We start from the raw sequence: 22,547 nt of genomic DNA on the forward strand, positions 1-22,547 counted from the left end.
GCCATTCCCGACACCTCATCGTCACATTGCCGCCGGTATGACCCGGCGGCATCCTTCCCGTTATGAACACTCTCGCAAATATTCAGGAACTCGCGCGCGCACTGCGCAACATGATTCGCACCGGCGTTATCGTCGAAACCGACCTTAACGCCGGTCTCTGCCGTGTGCAGACCGGCGGCATGTGTACCGACTGGCTGCAGTGGCTGACCCATCGCGCCGGTCGTTCGCGCACATGGTGGGCACCTTCCGTGGGGGAACAGGTGCTGATTCTGTCCGTGGGCGGTGAACTCGACACGGCGTTTGTTCTGCCGGGGATTTATTCCGGCGATAATCCCGCACCGTCTGCGTCGGCGGATGCCCTGCATATCCGTTTCCCTGACGGGGCGGTGATTGAGTATGAACCCGAAACCAGTGCGCTCACGGTAAGCGGAATTAAAACGGCCAGTGTGACGGCTTCTGATTCTGTTACTGCCACGGTGCCGGTGGTCATGGTGAAAGCGTCAAACCGCATCACCCTGGACACACCGGAGGTGGTCTGCACCAACAGGCTGATTACCGGCACGCTGGAAGTGCAGAAGGGCGGGACGATGCGCGGCAACATTGAACACACCGGCGGTGAACTCTCATCAAACGGTAAGGTACTGCATACCCATAAACACCCCGGCGACAGCGGCGGCACAACCGGGAGTCCTCTATGACAGCGCGTTATCTCGGAATGAATCGCAGTGATGGCCTGACTGTCACTGACCTTGAGCATATCAGCCAGAGTATCGGCGATATCCTGCGCACACCGGTCGGCTCACGGGTGATGCGTCGTGATTACGGCTCGTTGCTGGCGTCAATGATTGACCAGCCGCAGACCCCGGCGCTTGAGTTGCAGATTAAGGTCGCCTGTTACATGGCGGTGCTGAAATGGGAACCCCGCGTCACCCTGTCATCCGTCACCACGGCGCGCAGCTTTGACGGGCGAATGACAGTTACGTTAACCGGCCAGCACAACGACACCGGCCAGCCACTTTCGTTAACCATCCCTGTGAGTTGAAACCATGCCGATTATCGACCTGAACCAGCTACCCGCACCGGATGTGGTCGAGGAGCTGGATTTTGAAACCATTCTTGCCGAACGCAAGGCGACACTGATTTCCCTTTACCCGGAAGACCAGCAGGAGGCGGTCGCCCGTACCCTGACGCTGGAATCTGAGCCTCTCGTCAAACTGCTGGAGGAGAATGCTTATCGTGAGCTTATCTGGCGTCAGCGTGTGAATGAGGCCGCACGGGCGGTGATGCTGGCCTGTGCCGCCGGTAATGACCTTGATGTGATTGGTGCCAATTACAACACCACGCGCCTGACTATCACCCCGGCAGATGATTCGACCATCCCGCCGACACCGGAAGTGATGGAGTCTGACACCGATTACCGTCTGCGTATTCAGCAGGCGTTTGAGGGCTTAAGCGTCGCCGGGTCGGTGGGAGCCTATCAGTATCATGGTCGCAGTGCCGACGGGCGTGTCGCGGATATTTCTGTCACCAGTCCGTCTCCGGCCTGCGTCACCATCTCTGTGCTGTCACGTGAAAATAACGGTGTCGCATCCGAAGACCTGCTGGCCGTGGTGCGTAACGCCCTTAATGGCGAGGACGTCAGGCCGGTGGCCGACCGCGTGACCGTGCAGTCTGCCGCCATTGTTGAATACCAGATAAACGCCACGCTTTACCTTTACCCTGGTCCCGAAAGCGAACCCATCCGCGCCGCCGCCGTGAAAAAACTGGAAGCGTACATCACGGCACAGCACCGGCTGGGGCGCGACATCCGTCTGTCTGCCATTTATGCCGCTTTGCATGTGGAAGGCGTGCAGCGTGTCGAACTGGCTGCACCACTGGCCGACATCGTGCTCAACAGTACGCAGGCGTCTTTCTGTACCGAATACCGCGTCGTGACCGGAGGCTCGGATGAGTGATTCGCGCCTGCTGCCGACCGGCTCATCACTGCTTGAAGTCGCCGCCGCAAAAGCCTGTGCGGAAATTGAAAAAACGCCGGTCAGTATTCGTGAGCTGTGGAACCCGGACACCTGCCCGGCAAATCTGCTGCCGTGGCTGGCGTGGGCGTTTTCGGTTGACAGGTGGGATGAAAAGTGGCCGGAAGCGACAAAACGCGCCGTTATCCGTGATGCCTATTTCATCCACTGTCATAAGGGCACTATAGGCGCAATCCGACGCGTGGTGGAGCCGCTCGGCTATCTCATTAACGTAAAAGAATGGTGGGAGACAAACGACCCGCCCGGAACCTTTCGTCTTGATATCGGTGTGCTGGAAAGCGGTATCACAGAGGAAATGTATCTGGAAATGGAACGGCTGATTGCCGATGCCAAACCCGCAAGTCGCCACCTTATCGGCCTGAACATTATCCAGGACATTCCCGGCTATCTGTATACAGGCGGTGTGGTCTGTGATGGTGATGTTATTACTGTTTATCCCGGATAAGTGAGAAACAATGAGTACGAAATTTAAAACCGTTATCACTACTGCCGGAGCCGCAAAGCTGGCAGCCGCCACTGTCCCCGGCGGGAAAAAAGTAACCCTGTCTGCAATGGCCGTGGGTGACGGTAATGGCAAATTGCCGGTGCCGGATGCCAGTCAGACGAAACTGGTGCATGAGGTCTGGCGTCATGCCCTGAATAAAGTCAGCGTGGATAATAAGAATAAAAACTATATCGTGGCTGAACTGGTTGTACCGCCCGAAGTGGGCGGCTTCTGGATGCGTGAGCTGGGTCTGTATGACGATGCCGGAACACTGATTGCGGTCGCCAACATGGCAGAAAGCTATAAGCCTGAACTCGCTGAAGGCTCCGGGCGTGCGCAGACCTGCCGCATGGTTATTATTGTCAGTAACGTGGCGTCTGTTGAGCTGAGTATTGATGCCAGCACAGTGATGGCGACGCAGGATTACGTCGATGACAAAATCGCAGAGCATGAGCAGTCCCGCCGCCATCCTGACGCCACACTGACAGAAAAAGGTTTTACTCAGTTAAGCAGTGCAACAAACAGCACCAGTGAGTCATTGGCGGCAACGCCAAAAGCGGTCAAGGCAGCAAATGACAACGCAAATTCACGTCTGGCGAAAAATCAGAATGGTGCAGATATCCAGGATAAATCAGCTTTTCTGGAAAATGTTGGCGTTACCAGCCTGACGTTTATGAAAAACAATGGCGAAATGCCGCTTGATGCTGATCTGAATACATTTGGTCCTGTTAAGGCTTATTCAGGTATCTGGTCTAAAGCAACATCCACCAACGCAACACTGGAGAAAAATTTCCCTGAAGACGGTGCAGTCGGTGTGCTTGAGGTATTCAATGGCGGTAATTTTGCAGGAATGCAGCGTTATACCACCAGAACAGGCAATGTTTATATGCGCAACCTTTCTGGCACCTGGAATGGCTCAGACGGTCCGTGGAGCTACTGGCGTCAGATTCAGTCAGCAACACGCCCCCTGAGTACAACCATTGACCTGAACACGCTCGGAGGCGCAGAGCATCTTGGCTTATGGCGAAACAGTAGTGGCTCTATCGCTTCATTTGACCGCAACTATCCGGAAGAAGGAAGTTATGGTCAGGGACTCCTTGAAGTTCTTGAAGGTGGTGGGTACTCACGCATGCAACGCTACACGACCCGCCGTGGGGATGTATATGTTCGCTGCCTTTCTGCTACATGGAATGCAGAGAATCCACAGTGGGAACCGTGGTTAAGAGTCGGTCATCAGTCAGAGAGTCGTTATTACGACGGGGATTTGAATGATGTGACTTCACCAGGTATTTACAGCGTTACAGGTAAAGCGACCAACGGTCCAATACTGGACGGAAACGGCGTGACAGTCCTCGGGATTCTGGAAGTGTTGAGGCGCTTTGATGGTGTTAACGTATGGCAGCGTTATACAACTGCCGGAACAGGTGCAACCCTTAAAGGTCGCACGTTTGAGCGCGTCTATACCGGCAGCTCGTGGAGCGAATGGCGGGAAGTCTACACCTCGTATTCACTTCCCCTGAATCTGGGTATCGGCGGTGCTGTGGCAAAGCTCACCAGCCTGGACTGGCAGACCTACGACTTTGTGCCGGGCAGTCTGATAACCGTTCGGCTTGATAACATGACCAACATTCCCGACGGTATGGACTGGGGCGTCATTGATGGCAACCTGATAAACATCGCAGTGGGTCCGAGTGATGATTCCGGTACGGGGCGCTCAATGCATGTATGGCGCAGCACCGTAAGTAAAGCGAACTACCGCTTTTTTATGGTGCGTATTTCAGGAAATCCGGGAAGTCGCACGATCACCACAAGACGTGTGCCAATCATTGACGAAGCCCAGACATGGGCGGCGAAACAAACCTTCAGCGCCGGTCTTTCAGGCGAACTGTCCGGCAATGCTGCTACAGCAACAAAGCTGAAAACGGCAAGGACAATTAACGGCGTAAAATTTGACGGCTCGGCAAATATTGAAGCGTTTCCGCCAGGTGTTCCGCTGCCGTGGCCATCAGATACACCACCTGCAGGCTATGCAATTATGCAGGGGCAGACGTTTGATAAGGCTGCATATCCGAAACTGGCTATTGCCTATCCTTCTGGTGTTATTCCAGATATGCGCGGCTGGACAATCAAGGGCAAACCCGCCAGTGGGCGTGCCGTATTGTCACAGGAACAGGACGGGATTAAATCGCATACTCACAGCGCCAGTGCGTCAAATACGGATTTAGGGACGAAAACGACCAGTTCATTTGATTACGGCACGAAGACAGTCAGTACGTTTAACTACGGAACAAAAACCACTAATACCACAGGTAACCATACACATACCATTTACAGAGGGAATGCCAATACTAATGGTGAAACCGGTAAAACAGGCTTTGACAACCCATCGTTTAATGGCACATCAGGAGCTGCCGGGAATCATGCCCACACGGTAGATATTGGCGCACATAATCATACGGTTGGTATTGGTGCACATTCACACACGGTTGCTATTGGCTCACACGGGCACTCTATTACCGTTAATGCTACAGGTAATACCGAAAACACCGTCAAAAACATCGCATTTAACTATATTGTGAGGCTTGCATAATGGCTTTCAGAATGAGTGCAGAAGCACAAACTATCCACGTATTTAATTTACTTGATGGAACCAATGAATTTATTGGGGAAAGTGACGCATATATCCCACCGTACACTGGCCTGCCTGCAAACAGTACAGATATTGCACCACCTGATATTCCAGCTGGTTATGCAGCCGTTTTCAATGCAGACGAAATGAAATGGGAACTGATGGAAGACCATCGCGGAAAGACTGTCTACGAAACGAAAACGGGAGCAGCCATTTATATTTCTGAACTTGGCGTATTACCTCCAGACGTGACAGCCATTTCCCCGGATGGGGATTATCAGAAATGGAACGGCAATGCGTGGGTGAATGATGAGAATGCAGAGCGTGATGCGCTTGTCAGAGCGGCGGAGTCTCAGAAGAAAGAGCAGATTGCATATGCAGGTGAAATCATTGCCACGCTGCAGGATGCTGTCGATTTAGATATGGCTACCGAGGAAGAAAAGTTAAGCCTGACACACTGGAAAAAATACCGTGTGTTACTGAATCGCGTTCAGCCGGAAGATGCTCCGGATATAGAATGGCCGGAAATGCCGCAATAAATTGTATTAGATCTGGTGTGAGATTACTCATCTATGGCACAGAGCAAAAACTAATCTGACAGTCCGCTCTGTGCCAAGAGTAGACGTCGCCAAGATCATTATTCATTCCTTGATGAGGCACAGAGCGACCAGACTTGCATGAACAGTACAGTCCATCATCATCGGTTTTTAATTTCAGACTATTCGCTGCATTGTAGGCCAAATCTGATGAAGGTTTATGCGATGCAGAACGACATTTTCGACGCAATTTGCGCCGGTATTACAGGTACAGAGAACGTCGTTGAGAGGGTGTTGTAGGTGAATCAGGAGCGGTGAATGAATTGGACTGAATGTGGAAAAAGTACGATATTTGTCATATATAGACTGGTAAAACGCCATTCAAGGGAATGGACTAACTACGTTAGCGATGAAAAACTTTAAATGTGTGATAGACAAGCAGGCATGGCTAATCAGTCAAGTAGTGCAAAGTCGTCTTCACGGAAACGGCTTCACGACGTGCTTAGTACTTGATGTTAAGGCTCCCGTATGTGGTATATGAGAGCATGAAGATACGCGGATGAATATTTTATATCTATTTGTTTTGTTTAGATTTAATAGGTATAATGCACGTATGGAAAATGTTCAAAGGTGATTGTTATGTTTCACTGTCATAAATGCTATCACATCGATCATGTTGTACGAGTCACTATTTTTCGGACATGACCAAAGGGCTGTTTAGTACTATCACCAGTGTGCAAATATTCACTAACGATCGTTTCAGTGTTTCTCCACACCGTAGCTCCCGACATGTTCAGTTCTGCAAAGAGAGAACTAAATGGGCGTAATATTATTCACTATAAATTTAAAAGAGGTATTTCCAAACTATTAGGGCAAGAAATTATTTGCAAAAACCAGGAGTTTATTAATTTTAATCACGGATTTAGCATTGATGTTGGGGCATATGTTTGAAATGCAACTCATGACAATGATATATTGCATTTCATATGCGCCATGTAATAAATGGTTATAATTCATCGTCTGCGAGGTTGATATGAAATTGATACATTTAAAAGTAAAAAAACTATTTGGTCTCCTTGATTATGAAATTCCCTTGGATAACAATGAAATTACTATGCTTACTGGTCCAAATGGATATGGTAAGACAATGATTCTTAAAATCATCAATAGTATTCTTACAAATGAATTAAATGCTCTCTGTAAACTTAATTTTGATTTTATTAAAATTGATTTTCAAGGTGGCTCTGTTTCAATTACTCATGACACCAATAAAGATGGTTTAATATTGAATCATCTGGATAATAGCTCAGGAAACAGAACGGAAGAAAGACTCAAGTTACAGACAGATGAATCTATTATGGAAGAGTTATTTTATGTAAGCTTGCATAGGGGGGATGTTAAACCAAAACAAAAATTACGAACTGATAAACCATTATCTTCGGATGTGTTAAGTCATATTACATCGAAAGAAGACGTATCTTTTATATGTGCAGATCGATTACAAGTCAAAGCTGTTGATGAAACAGTCATTGACTTATGTGCTAGAAAATTAAAATATTTAATGAAAAATGCACAAGATGATTCCGCTGCATTATCACAAAAATTAGACGCTACATTTCCTATTCGATTATTTGAGCGTTTAGAGCAATCAAAACGATTTTCATCAGAAAATATTCAAGATCGCTTAAATGGTATTCAAGATAAACGTCGACATTATATGCGTTATGGCCTTATTCAGGCTGATAACGAGCTAATGCCTCAAAAAAGCACAAGTTTTTATAGTAGCAATGAATATCTAAGTGTGTTGGATCTATATATTGAAGATGCCCTTGGAAAATTGTCACCGTTTCAGACATTACATCAAAAAATTGATTTATTTGAATCAATTTTGAAAGAAAAGGTTTTAGCTTTTAAAAAAGTGATGATTGATAGAGATAACGGATTTTATTTCAAAAGTCACAATGGCGATGTTATTGATCGTAATTTGCTTTCATCAGGTGAACAGAACCAAATAGTTCTTCTTTTTAATTTGATTTTCGATTTTGTTTCACAAAAAGTAATTCTTATAGACGAGCCAGAAATATCATTGCATGTCGCCTGGCAACAAACTTTCTTGGATTCTCTCAAAAAAATACAAAAGATTAACAAGTATGAAAAGGTCATTATTGCTACTCATTCACCACAAGTAATTAGTAAGAATTGGGAATTAACATACGATCTATATGAAATGATTAGAAATAGAAATGAAAGCCAACAGCTTTCAGAAGGAAACGAGTAAATGATGTCATTACGCAATGCTGTTCGCGAAGATGATTGGTTGAGTAGTATGATGCTTTTATTCAGAAATGAAATGTATCAACGTTGTATATTGATTGTGGTTGAGGGCATTTCAGATATCCGATTCTTCAATGCATACCGGCTTGATAATAGAATCATTTATGAATCACCTGAAAATGGAAAACGTGAAGTAATATTGGCTGTTAGTCAATTACGTCGTGCAGGTAATAATGCTGTGTATGGTGTATGTGACGCGGACTTTGATGAGTTAAGCGGAATAAATCACGAGGGGATTTTTTATACTGATGCTCATGACCTTGAAATGATGTTAGTAAAAGGTGGTGCGGTTGATAAATTCATTATGTCACATACAGATAGGAAATTAATTCAAGGGGAATTGGCCGATATATTCTGTCAGGATGTAAAGATGAACATCCTTTGTGCATGCTATAAAATCGGACTTCTCAAATGGTACAATTATCTTACACATAGCAATCTTAATTTCAAAGGAATGAATTACAGGAATTTTGTAAGTATTAACAGGACAGATGTTGTAGTTGATGAAACCAAATATATAAATCATGTGCTTAGCAGGAGTCGTACTGATAAGGATTTTAATGCGAAAAATTTATATAATGAAATGCGTAAATTAGAATTAATGTCGCCAGATCATTTTTCTATATGCAATGGTCATGACTTTACATGTATATTAAAAATGATGTATGAAACTGATATATCTGTAAATAAGAACATGCGTCTGGATGAGATAGATAGTTATATGCGTATGAGTTACGATCATCATACATTTAGAACCACAAAATTACATAAGCGTCTGAATCAATTGTTAATTTTACATTAAGGCTAAAACTAACACCTATTGCGGTTTATGGAAGAACAAGCCTTGATGAGAGTAGTGCTATCTCCGGATTAGCACTACAGGGGCGGTGATGTATAACAGCTTCTACCTGCTGGTACAGATTACCACAGTGGAAATATACATAGCTGTTGCAGTACCGCCCCAGTACAGATTACCACCTCATCTGCAAATTCTAGGCAATGAATATCTTTTGGCTCCCCGTGAGCCGATATAAGTCTTATTGTGCAGAAACCATACTTCCTAGAGCCCTTCGGCAGTAGATAGTTTTGTACTATTTACTACTCAAGATGTTAAGTGGCAGAAAAGTTGAAAATTGAGATGATTTATTATGTATCTCAATACCTGTTTTTCGCTCAAAGCAGACTGTCAGATTTGACAGAGTTTTGGTTACGTAATTTGTCAGTTGGAAACTGAGAGAGTACAAATCAGGACAGGCGGGCTGATTGCCCGCCTTTTCTTTATCTGTTGTTTCATCCACCGACCAGCCAGGTCAAATAGCGTCTCATGCTCTGCACAAAAGAAAATAGTTGCACCCATTAACCACGGAGTTAAACGGATGAGTGACTATCATCACGGCGTGCAGGTGCTGGAGATTAACGACGGCACCCGCGTCATTTCCACCGTATCCACCGCCATTGTCGGCATGGTCTGCACGGCCAGCGATGCGGATGCGGAAATCTTCCCCCTCAATAAACCGGTGCTGATTACCAATGTGCAGAGCGCAATTGCAAAGGCCGGTAAAAAAGGCACGCTGGCGGCATCGTTGCAGGCCATCGCCGATCAGTCAAAACCGGTCACCGTTGTTGTGCGTGTGGAAGACGGCTCCGGCGACGACGAGGAAACGAAACTCGCGCAGACCGTTTCCAATATCATCGGCACCACCGACGAAAACGGTCAGTACACCGGACTGAAAGCCCTGATGGGCGCTGAGTCGGTTACCGGCGTTAAACCGCGTATTCTCGGCGTACCGGGACTGGACACCAAAGAGGTCGCCGTCGCACTGGCATCGGTATGCCAGGAACTGAATGCCTTCGGGTATATCAGCGCATGGGGCTGTAAAACCATTTCCGAGGCAAAAGCCTACCGTCAGAATTTCAGCCAGCGTGAGCTGATGGTCATCTGGCCGGATTTCCTCGCATGGGATACGGTTACCAGCACCACTGCCACCGCGTATGCCACCGCCCGTGCGCTGGGGCTGCGTGCCAAAATCGATCAGGAGCAGGGCTGGCATAAAACGTTGTCCAACGTCGGGGTAAATGGTGTTACCGGCATCAGCGCCTCTGTATTCTGGGATTTGCAGAAGTCCGGCACTGATGCTGACCTGCTTAACGAGTCAGGCATCACTACGCTGATTCGCCGCGACGGCTTCCGCTTCTGGGGTAACCGTACCTGCTCCGATGACCCGCTGTTCCTCTTTGAAAGTTACACCCGCACCGCGCAGGTGCTGGCCGACACGATGGCTGAGGCGCACATGTGGGCTATTGATAAGCCCATCACCGCAACGCTGATTCGCGACATCATTGACGGCATCAATGCCAAATTCCGCGAACTGAAAAACAACGGTTATATCGTGGATGGCACATGCTGGTTCAGTGAAGAATCCAACGATGCGGAAACCCTCAAGGCCGGAAAACTGTATATCGACTACGACTATACACCGGTGCCTCCTCTCGAAAACCTGACCCTGCGCCAGCGTATTACTTCAAGATACCTGGCAAGTCTGGTCACCTCGGTTAACAGCAATTAAGGAGCCTGACCGATGGCAATGCCGCGCAAACTCAAGTTAATGAACGTCTTTCTGAACGGCTACAGCTATCAGGGCGTTGCAAAGTCCGTCACGCTGCCAAAACTGACCCGTAAGCTCGAAAACTATCGCGGTGCGGGGATGAACGGCAGCGCCCCGGTAGACCTCGGCCTTGATGACGATGCGCTGTCAATGGAGTGGTCGCTCGGGGGCTTCCCGGATTCGGTTATCTGGGAGCTTTACGCCGCAACCGGTGTGGATGCCGTACCGATTCGTTTTGCTGGCTCTTACCAGCGCGACGATACCGGCGAAACGGTGGCCGTTGAAGTGGTCATGCGTGGACGTCAGAAAGAAATCGACACCGGCGAGGGTAAACAGGGAGAAGACACCGAGTCGAAAATCTCCGTGGTCTGCACCTATTTCCGGCTGACGATGGACGGTAAGGAGCTGGTCGAAATCGACACCATCAACATGATTGAGAAGGTGAACGGCGTCGACCGGCTGGAGCAACACCGCCGCAATATCGGCCTGTGATTTTCATCCGGTCAGCCAGGCTGACCGGTTAACCCTGATTCAGAAGTGAGAAAACCATGAACAAAGAAAATGTCATTACCCTGGACAATCCGGTCAAACGTGGTGATCAGGTTATCGAACAGGTCACGCTGATGAAACCCAATGCGGGGACGCTGCGCGGTGTCAGTCTGGCAGCGGTCGCGAACTCCGAAGTCGATGCACTGATTAAGGTGCTGCCGCGCATGACGGCACCGATGCTGACCGAGCAGGAAGTCGCCGCGCTGGAACTGCCTGACCTTGTGGCGCTGGCCGGTAAGGTGGTCGGTTTTTTGTCGCCGAACTCGGTGCAGTAACGTTTCCGAAAAATCTCTCGGTCGATGACCTGATGGCGGATGTGGCAGTGATATTTCACTGGCCGCCATCAGAACTGTATCCCATGAGCCTGACCGAACTCATCACATGGCGCGAAAAGGCGCTCCAGCGAAGCGGAAACACGAATGAGTAACAATGTAAAATTACAGGTATTGCTCAGGGCTGTTGACCAGGCATCCCGCCCGTTTAAATCCATCCGCACAGCGAGCAAGTCGCTGTCGGGGGATATCCGGGAAACACAAAAATCACTGCGCGAGCTGAACGGTCACGCATCCCGTATTGAGGGATTCCGCAAGACCAGTGCACAGCTCGCCGTGACTGGTCATGCACTTGAAAAGGCACGGCAGGAGGCCGAAGCCCTTGCCACACAGTTTAAAAACACCGAACGTCCGACCCGTGCTCAGGCGAAAGTCCTGGAATCCGCAAAGCGTGCGGCGGAGGACTTACAGGCGAAATATAACCGCCTGACAGATTCCGTTAAACGCCAGCAGCGGGAACTGGCCGCTGTGGGAATTAATACCCGCAATCTTGCACATGATGAGCAGGGGCTGAAAAACCGTATCAGTGAAACCACCGCACAGCTTAACCGGCAGCGTGACGCGCTGGCGCGTGTCAGTGCGCAACAGGCAAAACTTAACGCAGTAAAACAGCGTTATCAGGCAGGAAAGGAGCTGGCCGGAAATATGGCCTCAGGGGGCGCTGCCGGTGTGGGGATTGCGGCGGCGGGAACGATGGCCGGTGTTAAGCTGCTGATGCCCGGTTATGAGTTTGCGCAGAAAAACTCAGAATTGCAGGCCGTGCTCGGAGTGGCAAAAGACTCCGCCGAAATGACCGCACTCCGCAAACAGGCGCGCCAGCTCGGCGACAATACCGCAGCCTCGGCGGATGATGCAGCCGGTGCACAGATTATCATTGCGAAAGCCGGTGGGGATGCTGCGGCTATTCAGGCGGCAACGCCGGTCACACTGAATATGGCACTGGCAAACCAGCGGTCGATGGAAGAAAACGCGCAACTGTTGCTGGGGACTAAGGCATCCTTTCAACTGTCAAATGATGATGTCAGCCATGTGGGCGACGTGTTGTCGGCAACGATGAATAAGTCGGCGGCTGATTTTCAGGGACTCAGTGATGCACTGACTTACCTCGGTCCGGTTGCGAGGACGGCAGGTGTAAGTCTTGAACAGGCAGCGGCCATGACAGGTGTGCTGCATGACAATAACATCAGGGGGTCAATGGCGGGTACGGGTGGCAGTGCCGTTGTCACCCGATTACAGGCACCGACTGGAAAAGCATGGGATGCACTCAAAGAGCTTGGCGTTAAAACCTCGGACAAAAAGGGAAATATGCGTCCGTTGTTCACCATTCTGAAAGAGATTCAGGCCAGCTTTGATAAACACAAGCTGGGAACGTCTCAGAAGGGGGAATACCTTAAAACCATTTTTGGTGAGGAAGCCCTGAAATCAGCGAACGTTTTACTGGCAGCGGCAGCAAGCGGAAAACTGGATAAGCTGACCGCCACGCTGAAAGCCTCGGACGGTAAAACGGAAGAGCTGGTTAAAATCATGCAGGATAACCTCGGTGGTGACTTTAAGGAGTTTCAGTCCGCTTATGAGGCGGTGGGGACTGACCTGTTTGACCAGCAGGAAGGCACACTGCGTAAGCTCACGCAGACGGCCACAAAGTATGTGTTAAAACTCGACGGCTGGATCCAGAAAAACAAATCACTGGCGTCAACCATCGGCATCATTGCCGGTGGCGCGCTGGCGCTGATTGGCATCATCGGTGCAATTGGTCTTGTAGCCTGGCCGGTTATCACCGGCATCAATGCCATCATCGCGGCAGCAGGCGCAATGGGGGCAATCTTCACGACGGTTGGCAGTGCTGTTATGACCGCCATCGGGGCTATTAGCTGGCCGGTTGTGGCCGTGGTGGCTGCCATTGTCGCCGGGGCGTTGCTTATCCGTAAATACTGGGAGCCTGTCAGCGCATTCTTTGGCGGTGTGGTTGAAGGGCTGAAAGCGGCATTTGCGCCGGTGGGGGAACTGTTCACGCCACTGAAGCCGGTGTTTGACTGGCTGGGCGAAAAGTTACAGGCCGCGTGGCAGTGGTTTAAAAACCTGATTGCCCCGGTCAAAGCCACCCAGGACACCCTGAACCGTTGCCGTGACACGGGCGTCATGTTCGGGCAGGCACTGGCTGACGCGTTGATGCTGCCGCTTAATGCGTTCAACAAACTGCGCAGTGGTATTGACTGGGTACTGGAAAAACTCGGTGTTATCAACAAAGAGTCAGACACACTTGACCAGACCGCCGCCAGAACTCATGCCGCCACGTATGGTACCGGTGACTATATTCCGGCGACCAGCTCTTATGCAGGCTATCAGGCTTATCAGCCGGTCACGGCACCGGCTGGCCGCTCTTATGTAGACCAGAGTAAAAACGAATATCACATCAGCCTGACGGGTGGTACTGCGCCGGGGACACCGCTTGACCGCCAGTTACAGGATGCACTCGAAAAATACGAGCGGGATAAACGTGCGCGCGCCCGTGCCAGCATGATGCATGACGGTTAAGGAGGTGACGAAAAATGATGCTCGCGTTAGGTATGTTTGTTTTTATGCGCCAGACGCTGCCACACCAGACCATGCAGCGTGAATCAGATTATCGCTGGCCGTCAAATTCCCGTATCGGTAAACGGGATGCCTTTCAGTTTCTCGGTGTTGGCGAGGAAAACATCACGCTTGCCGGTGTGCTTTATCCCGAACTGACCGGCGGAAAGCTGACGATGACCACGCTCAGGCTGATGGCAGAGGAAGGTCGGGCGTGGCCGTTGCTGGATGGCACCGGCATGATTTACGGCATGTATGTCATCAGCAAGGTGAGTGAAACAGGGAGTATTTTCTTTGCAGACGGCACACCCCGAAAAATTGATTTTACGCTGTCGCTCACCCGCGTTGATGAATCACTGGCCGCGCTTTATGGCGATATCGGTAAACAGGCGGAATCGCTCATCGGTAAGGCTGGCAGTATGGCGACTAAATTCACGGTATGACGGGGGCGGGATAATGCTGGATGCGCTGACATTTGATGCAGGCAGTACGCTGACGCCGGATTACATGCTGATGCTCGACAGCAGGGATATTACCGGCAATATCAGCGACCGTCTGATGAGCATGACCCTGACGGATAACCGGGGCTTTGAGGCTGACCAGCTTGATATTGAACTGAACGATGCCGACGGGCAGGTCGGGCTGCCGGTTCGTGGCGCTGTCCTGACGGTGTATATCGGCTGGAAAGGTTTTGCCCTGGTATGCAAAGGGAAATTCACCGTTGATGAGGTTGAACACCGGGGCGCTCCGGATGTGGTCACCATCCGCGCCCGGAGTGCAGATTTTCGCGGGACGCTCAATTCCCGCCGGGAAGGCTCCTGGCATGACACCACGCTCGGTGCGATTGTTGAGGCGATAGCCACCCGTAACAGGCTGGAAGCCAGTGTCGCTCCGTCACTGGCCGGAATTAAAATCCCGCACATCGACCAGTCGCAGGAGTCCGACGCGAAATTCCTGACCCGTCTTGCTGAACGCAACGGCGGTGAGGTGTCGGTAAAAATGGGAAAACTGCTGTTTCTCAAAGCGGGGCAGGGGGTGACGGCCAGCGGTAAAAAAATCCCGCAGATTACCATCACCCGCAGCGACGGTGACCGTCATCATTTTGCGATTGCTGACCGTGGAGCTTACACCGGCGTAACGGCAAAGTGGTTACACACCAAAGACCCGAAGCCGCAAAAGCAGAAGGTAAAACTGAAACGCAAAAAGAAAGAGAAACACCTGCGCGCACTGGAGCACCCGAAAGCGAAACCGGTCACGCAGAAGAAAGCGCCAAAAGTACCGGAAGCGCGCGAAGGTGAATACATGGCCGGTGAGGCTGACAATGTTTTTGCCCTGACCACGGTATATGCCACGAAAGCGCAGGCAATGCGCGCCGCTCAGGCGAAGTGGGACAAACTGCAACGGGGCGTTGCGGAGTTCTCCATTAGCCTGGCTACCGGTCGGGCAGATATTTACACGGAAACACCGGTCAGAGTGTCAGGCTTTAAGCGTGTCATAGACGAGCAGGACTGGACAATCACTAAGGTGACACATTTTCTGAATAATAGCGGCTTCACGACGTCCTTAGAGCTTGAGGTCAGGCTTTCTGATGTGGAGTACGAAACCGAAGATAATGAGTGATGTGTTTTATTTATCTGTTTGTTTTGTAATGGTAAATTAACTAAAATGGCACCATCAACAAAACCGGAAGAGGTGCTCGCGATGTTTCATTGTCCTTTATGCCAGCATGCCGCACATGCGCGTACAAGTCGCTATATCACTGACACGACAAAAGAGCGTTATCACCAGTGTCAGAACGTGAATTGCAGCGCCACGTTCATCACTTATGAGTCGGTACAGCGATACATCGTGAAGCCGGGAGAAGTCCACGCCGTAAGGCCGCACCCGTTGCCGTCAGGGCAGCAAATTATGTGGATGTAATTACAAACAGAAAGCCCCTCAGTCGAGGGGCTTTTTTGTCGATGTGGTCAATGTGTGGACGTGACCAGAAATAAATCCTTTTATTTCATGTGATTAGATATCAAAAAATGTCACCAATAACTGACATTGCGGTGTTTCTCCAGATGTGGCCCATCTGAGGCCGTGTTGGTGCGCAGCTCGAAGGCTACGTCGAGTCTGTTTTGGCAGTTACCTTAAAGTATAGATAGCTGACAAAAAAGGCTCTCTTGCTAAAAAAGGCCCCACTTTCGTGGAGCCTTTATTGTACGCTTTTTACTGTACGATTTCAGTCAAATCTAATTACATAGATTGAGTGAAGGTACGAGTAATAACGTCTTGCTGCTGCTCTTTAGTCAGCGAGTTGAAACGTACTGCGTAGCCAGATACACGGATGGTCAGTTGCGGATATTTTTCCGGGTTTTCCATCGCGTCGAGCAGCATTTCACGGTTCATCACGTTAACGTTCAGGTGCTGACCACCTTCGATGGACGCTTCGTGGTGGAAGTAACCATCCATCAGACCAGCCAGGTTGGTCTTACGAACTTCGTCGTCTTTACCCAGTGCGTTCGGAACGATAGAGAAGGTGTAAGAGATACCATCTTTAGCGTAAGCGAACGGCAGTTTAGCAACGGAAGTCAGGGAAGCTACAGCACCTTTCTGGTCACGGCCGTGCATCGGGTTAGCACCCGGTCCGAACGGCGCGCCAGCACGACGACCGTCTGGGGTGTTACCGGTTTTCTTACCATACACAACGTTAGAAGTGATGGTCAGAACAGACTGAGTCGGGATAGCGTCACGGTAGGTGTGCAGTTTCTGAATTTTCTTCATGAAACGTTCAACCAGGTCAACAGCCAGGTCATCTACACGCGGATCGTTGTTACCAAACTGCGGGTATTCGCCTTCGATTTCGAAGTCGATAGCCAGACCGTCTTCGTCACGAATCGGTTTAACTTTCGCATATTTGATTGCAGACAGGGAGTCAGCAGCAACGGACAGACCAGCGATACCACACGCCATGGTGCGGATAACGTCACGGTCGTGCAGCGCCATCAGAGAGGCTTCGTAGCTGTACTTGTCGTGCATGTAGTGGATGATGTTCAGTGCAGTGATGTACTGTTTAGCCAGCCAGTCCATGAAGTGATCCATGCGCTCCATCACTTCATCGTAGTTCAGGAGGTCGCCTTTGATCGGTTCAGACTTCGGACCAACCTGCATTTTCAGTTTTTCGTCAACGCCGCCGTTGATTGCGTACAGCATGGTTTTCGCCAGGTTTGCACGCGCACCGAAGAACTGCATTTGTTTACCAACGATCATCGGGCTTACGCAGCAAGCGATAGCGTAGTCATCGTTGTTGAAGTCCGGACGCATCAGGTCATCGTTCTCGTACTGCAGAGAAGAGGTGTCGATGGACACTTTAGCGGCGAATTTCTTGAAGTTCAGCGGCAGTTTTTCAGACCACAGAATGGTCATGTTCGGTTCCGGAGACGGACCCATGGTGTACAGGGTGTTCAGGAAACGGAAGCTGTTTTTGGTAACCAGGGTACGACCGTCGAGGCCCATACCACCGATAGATTCGGTTGCCCAGATCGGGTCGCCAGAGAACAGTTCATCGTACTCCGGAGTACGCAGGAAGCGAACCATACGCAGTTTCATGACCAGGTGGTCAACCATTTCCTGCGCTTCTTGTTCGGTGATCTTGCCAGCTTTCAGGTCACGTTCGATGTACACATCCAGGAAGGTGGAGGTACGACCGAAGGACATTGCAGCACCGTTCTGAGACTTAACAGCAGCCAGGTAGCCGAAGTAAGTCCACTGGATAGCTTCCTGAGCGTTGGTAGCCGGACCAGAAATGTCGTAGCCGTATTTCGCAGCCATTTCTTTCATCTGACCCAGAGCGCGGTGCTGTTCAGCGATTTCTTCGCGCAGACGGATAGTCTGTTCCAGGTTTACGCCGTTTTCCAGATCAGCCTGCAGAGAGGTGAACTGTGCCAGTTTGTCTTTCATCAGGTAGTCGATACCGTACAGCGCAACGCGACGGTAGTCACCGATGATACGACCACGGCCATATGCATCTGGCAGACCGGTCAGAACACCAGATTTACGGCAACGCAGGATGTCCGGAGTGTAAACGTCGAACACGCCCTGGTTGTGAGTTTTACGGTATTCAGTGAAGATTTTTTTGATCATCGGATCCAGTTCGCGGTTGTACGCTTTGCAGGAACCTTCAATCATTTTGATACCACCGAACGGGATAAGAGCACGTTTCAGCGGAGCTTCAGTCTGCAGACCAACGATTTTCTCAAGCTGCTTGTTGATGTAGCCAGCGTCGTGAGAGGTGATGGTGGAAGCAACAGCGGTGTCAAAGTCAACTGGCGCGTGAGTGCGGTTTTCCAGTTTAACGCCTTCCATTACTTTGTCCCACAGGGTGGTGGTCGCTTCAGTAGCACCAGCCAGGAAGGACTCGTCACCCTCGTACGGAGTGTAGTTTTTCTGAATGAAGTCACGGACGTTTACTTCATTCTGCCAGTCACCTTTGGTAAAACCTTCCCAGGCTGTGGCTAACTTTTCATTAAGCTCGGACATGTAACACCTACCTTCTTAAGTGGATTTTTTATTTACTACGTACTTCGACAACCATTAATGGTGATCGTTTTCACGCAGGTAAATGACCCAGTATGTCAACCCAACCAACAAACCACCGCCGATAATATTACCGATCGTAACCGGAATCAGGTTATCAGTGATGAAGTTCATCACGGTCAGGTGAGAAAAATTTTCCGGTGCAGAACCGACAGCGGTCCAGAATTCCGGAGATGCGAAGTCGCGGATTACAATACCCATCGGGATCATAAACATGTTTGCGATACTGTGCTCAAAACCGCTGGCAACAAACATTGCGACCGGCAGCACCATGATAAACGCTTTGTCCATCAGGCTGCGGCCAGAATAACTCATCCATACTGCCAGACATACCATCAGGTTTGCCAGGATACCAAGACAGACGGCCTCAATAAAAGTATGGTGCACTTTGTGGTCGGCGGTTTGTAGGACGTTTAGTCCCCATTGACCATTCGCGGTCATATATTCGCCAGAAAGCCACATTAAAAGTACAAACAGCAGTGCGCCGACCAGGTTGCCAAAATAGACATTTAGCCAGTTTTTCGCCAACTGGCCCCAGGTGATGCGCCCACTCGCCTTGGCAACAACAATCAACACTGTGGAAGTAAAGAGATCGGCTCCGCAGACAACACAAAGAATCAGCCCCAGAGAGAAGCAAATGCCGCCAACCAGTTTTGCCATGCCGAAGGGCATTGTGCCTGTGCCAGTGGTTGCTGTGATATAGAAGACGAATGCGATTGAGATGAAAACACCGGCGGTAATCGCCAGATAGAAAGTCTTAAGCGGATGTTTCGTTGCTTTATAGACACCTGCCTCTTCGGCCACTTTGGCCATTGCAGCAGGAAGTAAAAGATCAAAAGGGTTGTCAGCTTTCACACTAACTCTCTCTTTATTAAGTCGGCGACGAGATACTAACAAAGCATTATAGATGAGAAATTGATATAGATCATATCTCGCCTGGCTTATAGGCCCGTAACTCGCATGGTTTTTATGCAAATACGGAGTAACTATTTGATTATCCAAATAAAAATAAATTTTAAAAATTAACAAATGAGTTGAATTTTTTCCGCATCCTCCGCTAAAACAGTTAATTAAAAGGGAGCGTCAGGCGAATAAAGTAACAATATCGAACGTATTTATTAAATACAAATTACCGATATTTAACCTTATAATTACAATTATTTTATTAATGCAAATATATGTAAAGCGGGGCATTAAAAAAACGCCCCGTAATATAACTCAGACGAATCATTAAGCCTACATTGCGTAGGCTATTTGATTTTATTTTGCCCAGAATGCTGCTTTGGCGCGCTGCAGCTTTTCGTAGGCCTTCAACAACGACTGATGCGCGGCAAACGCGTGCAGATCGCTATCCACTGGCTGTAGGCCATAAAACGCGGCTTCGCCGCTCATTGCCGCACTGGCGGCTTCCACGGCATCTGCGCCGTACATGCGAACAAACGCATTCAGATATTGCAGCGGTTGACGATCTTCTTCCTGAGCAAGCAGCAATAAAGTTTGCAGGCAGCGATAATAGTTGGCGCGTTCAGGGCTGAACACCGATGAATTAAATTCCATCGTCCATTCGGTCCAGACCAGAGCCTGTTCCATATCGCCGCCAGCCAGCGCCAGCATGGCTTTCAGCTCACCGATACGCAGGGTATACCAGCCATTATCTGGCCCGGTCGCCAGACCCAGCAGCTCACGCACGCGGGTAAAGTCATCAAAACCTTCTTCATCCAGTTGCTCAATGAGGTTCAGATAATCTTCTTTTTCCCACTCACTACCGGGCAGTGACAGAATTGTTTCCCGTAAATGGCTGCCCATACCGTTATTTGCCAGCCATAAATCTTCAGCCGGATAAATATCAGACATGCCAGGCACGATAATTCGGCAAGCGTAGACACCCAGATGCTCGTAATCGGCAATATAAACTTCTTTATCTTCCTTCTTGAAGATAGCCATCAGCGTGGCGAACTCCTCTTCAGTGGTGCCGGAGAAATTCCAGTCTACAAACGGATAATCGGCATCCTGCTTGAACAGGTCCCAGGAGATCAAACCGCTGGAGTCGATAAAGTGCGTTTCGAGGTTGGTATGCTCAGCGACTTCTTCATCATCGAAGGTTGGTGGAGTAAACACATCCAGATCTTTCAGACCGCGGCCTTGCAGCAGCTCGGTCACGGTACGTTCCAGTGCAACGCCAAAATCAGGATGCGCACCGAATGAGGCAAAGCAGGTGCCGTTAGCAGGATTAAACAGTACCACGCAAATCACCGGATACTGGCCGCCAAGGGAACCATCATATGCGAAGATCGGGAAACCTTCCGCTTCCAGCGTTTCGATCGCTTCAACTACTGCTGGATAACGCGCCAGCACGTCTGCTGGGATCTCTGGCAGGCTGATGCTTTCAGCAATAATGCGGTTTTTCACGTAGCGTTCGAAAACTTCGGACAACCCCTGAACGCGTGCTTCGTTGCGGGTATTACCTGCGGACATACCGTTAGAGACGTACAGGTTACCAATGATATTCATCGGAATATAAACGGTCTGATTGTCGGACTGACGTGTAAACGGCAGGCCGCAAATACCACGATCTTCGTTACCGGATTGCAGGTCAATCAGCATACTGCCGGTCAGTTCATTTTCCGGATCGTAAAACGCGCGCAGACGGTCATCGAACAGCCCTTCTGGCACATCGTCATTTTCGGTCAGTGGGAACCATTTTTCGTTGGGATAATGCACGAACGGACCGTTGGCGATGGTTTCGCCCAGCCAGAAGTCCGCAAAAAAGTAGTTGGTAGACAGACGCTCGAAATATTCACCGAGGGCAGAAGCCAGCGCCGCTTTTTTGGTTGCGCCTTTGCCGTTGGTAAAACACAGGGCGCACTCTTTGTCGCGAATGTGCACGGACCAGACGTTAGGTACCGGATTCAGCCAGGAGGCCTCTTCAATCTGAAAACCGAGGTCGGAGAGTTTTTGCTGGAAGCGAGCGATGGAATCTTCCAGTGCGGCATCTTTGCCGGGGATAAATGTTTGCGTCATGAAAATCACTTTAGTCGTACGGAAAGCGCGCAATAATACGGGTTTTATCTCAAAGGTGCTATCACCGCCGCCACGCTGATGAACTGTTAGCTATGCTTTTAGCGGATAAACTACGATAAGAGCATAAAAATGAAGGCGTTCGATCTCCACCGTATGGCATTCGATAAAGTGCCTTTTGATTTCCTTGGCGAAGTTGCACTACGCAGTCTCTATACCTTTGTGTTGGTCTTTTTGTTCCTCAAAATGACAGGGAGACGCGGCGTGCGGCAAATGTCGCTATTTGAAGTATTAATCATTCTGACTCTGGGGTCGGCGGCAGGGGATGTGGCGTTTTATGATGATGTGCCGATGGTCCCGGTGCTTATCGTCTTTATTACTCTGGCGTTGTTATACCGCCTGGTGATGTGGTTGATGGCGCACAGTGAAAAACTGGAAGATTTGCTGGAAGGTAAACCGGTTGTCATTATTGAAGATGGCGAGCTGGCCTGGTCGAAACTCAATAACTCCAACATGACGGAATTTGAGTTCTTTATGGAACTACGGTTGCGTGGCGTGGAACAACTGGGGCAGGTGCGTCTGGCTATTCTCGAAACCAATGGCCAAATTAGCGTCTATTTCTTTGAAAATGACAAAGTAAAACCAGGCTTACTTATTTTACCCAGTGACTGTACTCAGCGTTACAAAGTGGTGCCGGAGTCGGCGGACTATGCATGCATCCGTTGCAGTGAAATCATTCATATGAACGCGGGGGAAAAACAATTATGTCCGCGCTGTGCAAATCCAGAATGGACGAAGGCAAGTCGGGCAAAACGGGTGACCTGACAGTAAAAACATCGGCTTTTTTCTAATAATCCGAGAGATTCTTTTGTGTGAT

20 protein-coding genes are annotated in these 22,547 nt (G+C 49.6%); 17 read left to right on the forward strand and 3 right to left on the reverse strand.

From position 1 onward, the window contains the following. Positions 1-62 precede the first annotated feature (62 nt). The 16 genes from D9734_RS03185 (at position 63) to ogrK (ending at position 15,994) form a co-directional block, all read left to right on the forward strand. Positions 63-698: a phage baseplate assembly protein V gene (locus D9734_RS03185; RefSeq protein ID WP_032221691.1), complete on the forward strand. Its 636-nt coding sequence runs from the start codon at positions 63-65 to the stop codon at positions 696-698. After that, entirely contained in the window at positions 695-1,042 is a 348-nt protein-coding gene (locus tag D9734_RS03190) for a GPW/gp25 family protein (RefSeq protein WP_000127163.1), read from the forward strand. The genes D9734_RS03185 and D9734_RS03190 overlap by 4 nt, the downstream gene beginning before the upstream one ends. A gap of 4 nt (positions 1,043-1,046) precedes the next feature. After that, positions 1,047-1,955, forward strand: coding sequence for a baseplate assembly protein (locus D9734_RS03195; protein ID WP_130205307.1), 909 nt, complete (start codon positions 1,047-1,049; stop codon positions 1,953-1,955). Beyond that, positions 1,948-2,478: a phage tail protein I gene (locus D9734_RS03200; RefSeq protein ID WP_021544283.1), complete on the forward strand. Its 531-nt coding sequence runs from the start codon at positions 1,948-1,950 to the stop codon at positions 2,476-2,478. The genes D9734_RS03195 and D9734_RS03200 overlap by 8 nt, the downstream gene beginning before the upstream one ends. Positions 2,479-2,488: 10 nt before the next feature. Then, positions 2,489-5,107, forward strand: coding sequence for a phage tail protein (locus tag D9734_RS03205; protein WP_130205309.1), 2,619 nt, complete (start codon positions 2,489-2,491; stop codon positions 5,105-5,107). Continuing rightward, entirely contained in the window at positions 5,107-5,685 is a 579-nt protein-coding gene (locus D9734_RS03210) for a tail fiber assembly protein (RefSeq protein ID WP_062826786.1), read from the forward strand. Before D9734_RS03205 ends, D9734_RS03210 begins: the two co-directional genes overlap by 1 nt. A gap of 1,030 nt (positions 5,686-6,715) precedes the next feature. Beyond that, positions 6,716-7,960 (forward strand): AAA family ATPase, encoded by a 1,245-nt coding sequence (locus tag D9734_RS03215; protein ID WP_001531543.1) that lies wholly within the window; start codon positions 6,716-6,718, stop codon positions 7,958-7,960. After that, the gene (locus tag D9734_RS03220) at positions 7,961-8,818 is read left to right on the forward strand and encodes a DUF4435 domain-containing protein (protein WP_001531545.1); all 858 of its coding nucleotides are present in this window, start codon (positions 7,961-7,963) and stop codon (positions 8,816-8,818) included. Positions 8,819-9,392: 574 nt separating this feature from the next. After that, positions 9,393-10,583 carry a phage tail sheath protein gene (locus D9734_RS03225; protein ID WP_130205311.1) on the forward strand — a complete coding sequence of 397 codons (1,191 nt, stop codon included), beginning with the start codon at positions 9,393-9,395 and terminating at the stop codon, positions 10,581-10,583. 12 nt (positions 10,584-10,595) lie between these two features. Beyond that, positions 10,596-11,114, forward strand: a complete 519-nt coding sequence (locus D9734_RS03230; protein ID WP_001251408.1) for a phage major tail tube protein — start codon at positions 10,596-10,598, stop codon at positions 11,112-11,114. Positions 11,115-11,170: 56 nt separating this feature from the next. Beyond that, positions 11,171-11,446: a phage tail assembly protein gene (locus D9734_RS03235; protein WP_062826789.1), complete on the forward strand. Its 276-nt coding sequence runs from the start codon at positions 11,171-11,173 to the stop codon at positions 11,444-11,446. 32 nt (positions 11,447-11,478) lie between these two features. Beyond that, entirely contained in the window at positions 11,479-11,598 is a 120-nt protein-coding gene (locus D9734_RS03240) for a GpE family phage tail protein (protein ID WP_049804398.1), read from the forward strand. Continuing rightward, a complete protein-coding gene (locus tag D9734_RS03245; protein WP_130205313.1) occupies positions 11,591-14,038 on the forward strand; it encodes a phage tail tape measure protein in 2,448 nt (815 codons plus the stop codon). The genes D9734_RS03240 and D9734_RS03245 overlap by 8 nt, the downstream gene beginning before the upstream one ends. 14 nt (positions 14,039-14,052) lie before the next feature. After that, positions 14,053-14,517, forward strand: coding sequence for a phage tail protein (locus D9734_RS03250; protein ID WP_130205315.1), 465 nt, complete (start codon positions 14,053-14,055; stop codon positions 14,515-14,517). A gap of 13 nt (positions 14,518-14,530) precedes the next feature. Then, positions 14,531-15,694: a phage late control D family protein gene (locus D9734_RS03255; protein ID WP_130205317.1), complete on the forward strand. Its 1,164-nt coding sequence runs from the start codon at positions 14,531-14,533 to the stop codon at positions 15,692-15,694. Between the two features lie 81 nt (positions 15,695-15,775). Further along, on the forward strand, positions 15,776-15,994 hold the full coding sequence (gene ogrK, locus D9734_RS03260) for a prophage transcriptional regulator OgrK (RefSeq protein ID WP_000468308.1): 219 nt from the start codon (positions 15,776-15,778) through the stop codon (positions 15,992-15,994). Between the two features lie 318 nt (positions 15,995-16,312). Here the strand turns inward: ogrK and pflB are convergent, their stop codons facing one another. From pflB to ycaO, 3 genes are all read right to left on the reverse strand, one after another. Next, on the reverse strand, positions 16,313-18,595 hold the full coding sequence (gene pflB, locus D9734_RS03265; protein WP_001292820.1) for a formate C-acetyltransferase: 2,283 nt from the start codon (positions 18,593-18,595) through the stop codon (positions 16,313-16,315). Between the two features lie 54 nt (positions 18,596-18,649). Next, a complete protein-coding gene (focA, locus tag D9734_RS23340; protein WP_000642546.1) occupies positions 18,650-19,507 on the reverse strand; it encodes a formate transporter FocA in 858 nt (285 codons plus the stop codon). 405 nt (positions 19,508-19,912) lie between these two features. Then, on the reverse strand, positions 19,913-21,673 hold the full coding sequence (gene ycaO, locus D9734_RS03275; RefSeq protein WP_130205319.1) for a 30S ribosomal protein S12 methylthiotransferase accessory factor YcaO: 1,761 nt from the start codon (positions 21,671-21,673) through the stop codon (positions 19,913-19,915). 129 nt (positions 21,674-21,802) lie between these two features. Between ycaO and D9734_RS03280 the strand changes: the two genes are divergently transcribed. Continuing rightward, positions 21,803-22,495: a DUF421 domain-containing protein gene (locus D9734_RS03280; RefSeq protein WP_130205321.1), complete on the forward strand. Its 693-nt coding sequence runs from the start codon at positions 21,803-21,805 to the stop codon at positions 22,493-22,495. The last annotated feature ends 52 nt before the right edge of the window (positions 22,496-22,547 follow it).

This window comes from Escherichia sp. E14S1, from assembly GCF_004211995.1.
In the GTDB taxonomy this organism is placed as follows: Bacteria; Pseudomonadota; Gammaproteobacteria; order Enterobacterales; family Enterobacteriaceae; genus Escherichia.

Coding starts and splice junctions, on each gene's coding strand:
- D9734_RS03220 (WP_001531545.1), top strand. CDS start 7,961: ATGATGTCATTACGCAATGCTGTTCGCGAAGATGATTGGTTGAGTAGT.
- D9734_RS03200 (WP_021544283.1), top strand. CDS start 1,948: ATGAGTGATTCGCGCCTGCTGCCGACCGGCTCATCACTGCTTGAAGTC.
- D9734_RS03250 (WP_130205315.1), top strand. CDS start 14,053: ATGATGCTCGCGTTAGGTATGTTTGTTTTTATGCGCCAGACGCTGCCA.
- D9734_RS03215 (WP_001531543.1), top strand. CDS start 6,716: ATGAAATTGATACATTTAAAAGTAAAAAAACTATTTGGTCTCCTTGAT.
- D9734_RS03190 (WP_000127163.1), top strand. CDS start 695: ATGACAGCGCGTTATCTCGGAATGAATCGCAGTGATGGCCTGACTGTC.
- D9734_RS03235 (WP_062826789.1), top strand. CDS start 11,171: ATGAACAAAGAAAATGTCATTACCCTGGACAATCCGGTCAAACGTGGT.
- D9734_RS03210 (WP_062826786.1), top strand. CDS start 5,107: ATGGCTTTCAGAATGAGTGCAGAAGCACAAACTATCCACGTATTTAAT.
- D9734_RS03230 (WP_001251408.1), top strand. CDS start 10,596: ATGGCAATGCCGCGCAAACTCAAGTTAATGAACGTCTTTCTGAACGGC.
- D9734_RS03255 (WP_130205317.1), top strand. CDS start 14,531: ATGCTGGATGCGCTGACATTTGATGCAGGCAGTACGCTGACGCCGGAT.
- ycaO (WP_130205319.1), bottom strand. CDS start 21,673: ATGACGCAAACATTTATCCCCGGCAAAGATGCCGCACTGGAAGATTCC.
- D9734_RS03280 (WP_130205321.1), top strand. CDS start 21,803: ATGAAGGCGTTCGATCTCCACCGTATGGCATTCGATAAAGTGCCTTTT.
- D9734_RS03245 (WP_130205313.1), top strand. CDS start 11,591: ATGAGTAACAATGTAAAATTACAGGTATTGCTCAGGGCTGTTGACCAG.
- pflB (WP_001292820.1), bottom strand. CDS start 18,595: ATGTCCGAGCTTAATGAAAAGTTAGCCACAGCCTGGGAAGGTTTTACC.
- D9734_RS03205 (WP_130205309.1), top strand. CDS start 2,489: ATGAGTACGAAATTTAAAACCGTTATCACTACTGCCGGAGCCGCAAAG.
- D9734_RS03195 (WP_130205307.1), top strand. CDS start 1,047: ATGCCGATTATCGACCTGAACCAGCTACCCGCACCGGATGTGGTCGAG.
- D9734_RS03240 (WP_049804398.1), top strand. CDS start 11,479: ATGGCGGATGTGGCAGTGATATTTCACTGGCCGCCATCAGAACTGTAT.
- ogrK (WP_000468308.1), top strand. CDS start 15,776: ATGTTTCATTGTCCTTTATGCCAGCATGCCGCACATGCGCGTACAAGT.
- D9734_RS03185 (WP_032221691.1), top strand. CDS start 63: ATGAACACTCTCGCAAATATTCAGGAACTCGCGCGCGCACTGCGCAAC.
- D9734_RS03225 (WP_130205311.1), top strand. CDS start 9,393: ATGAGTGACTATCATCACGGCGTGCAGGTGCTGGAGATTAACGACGGC.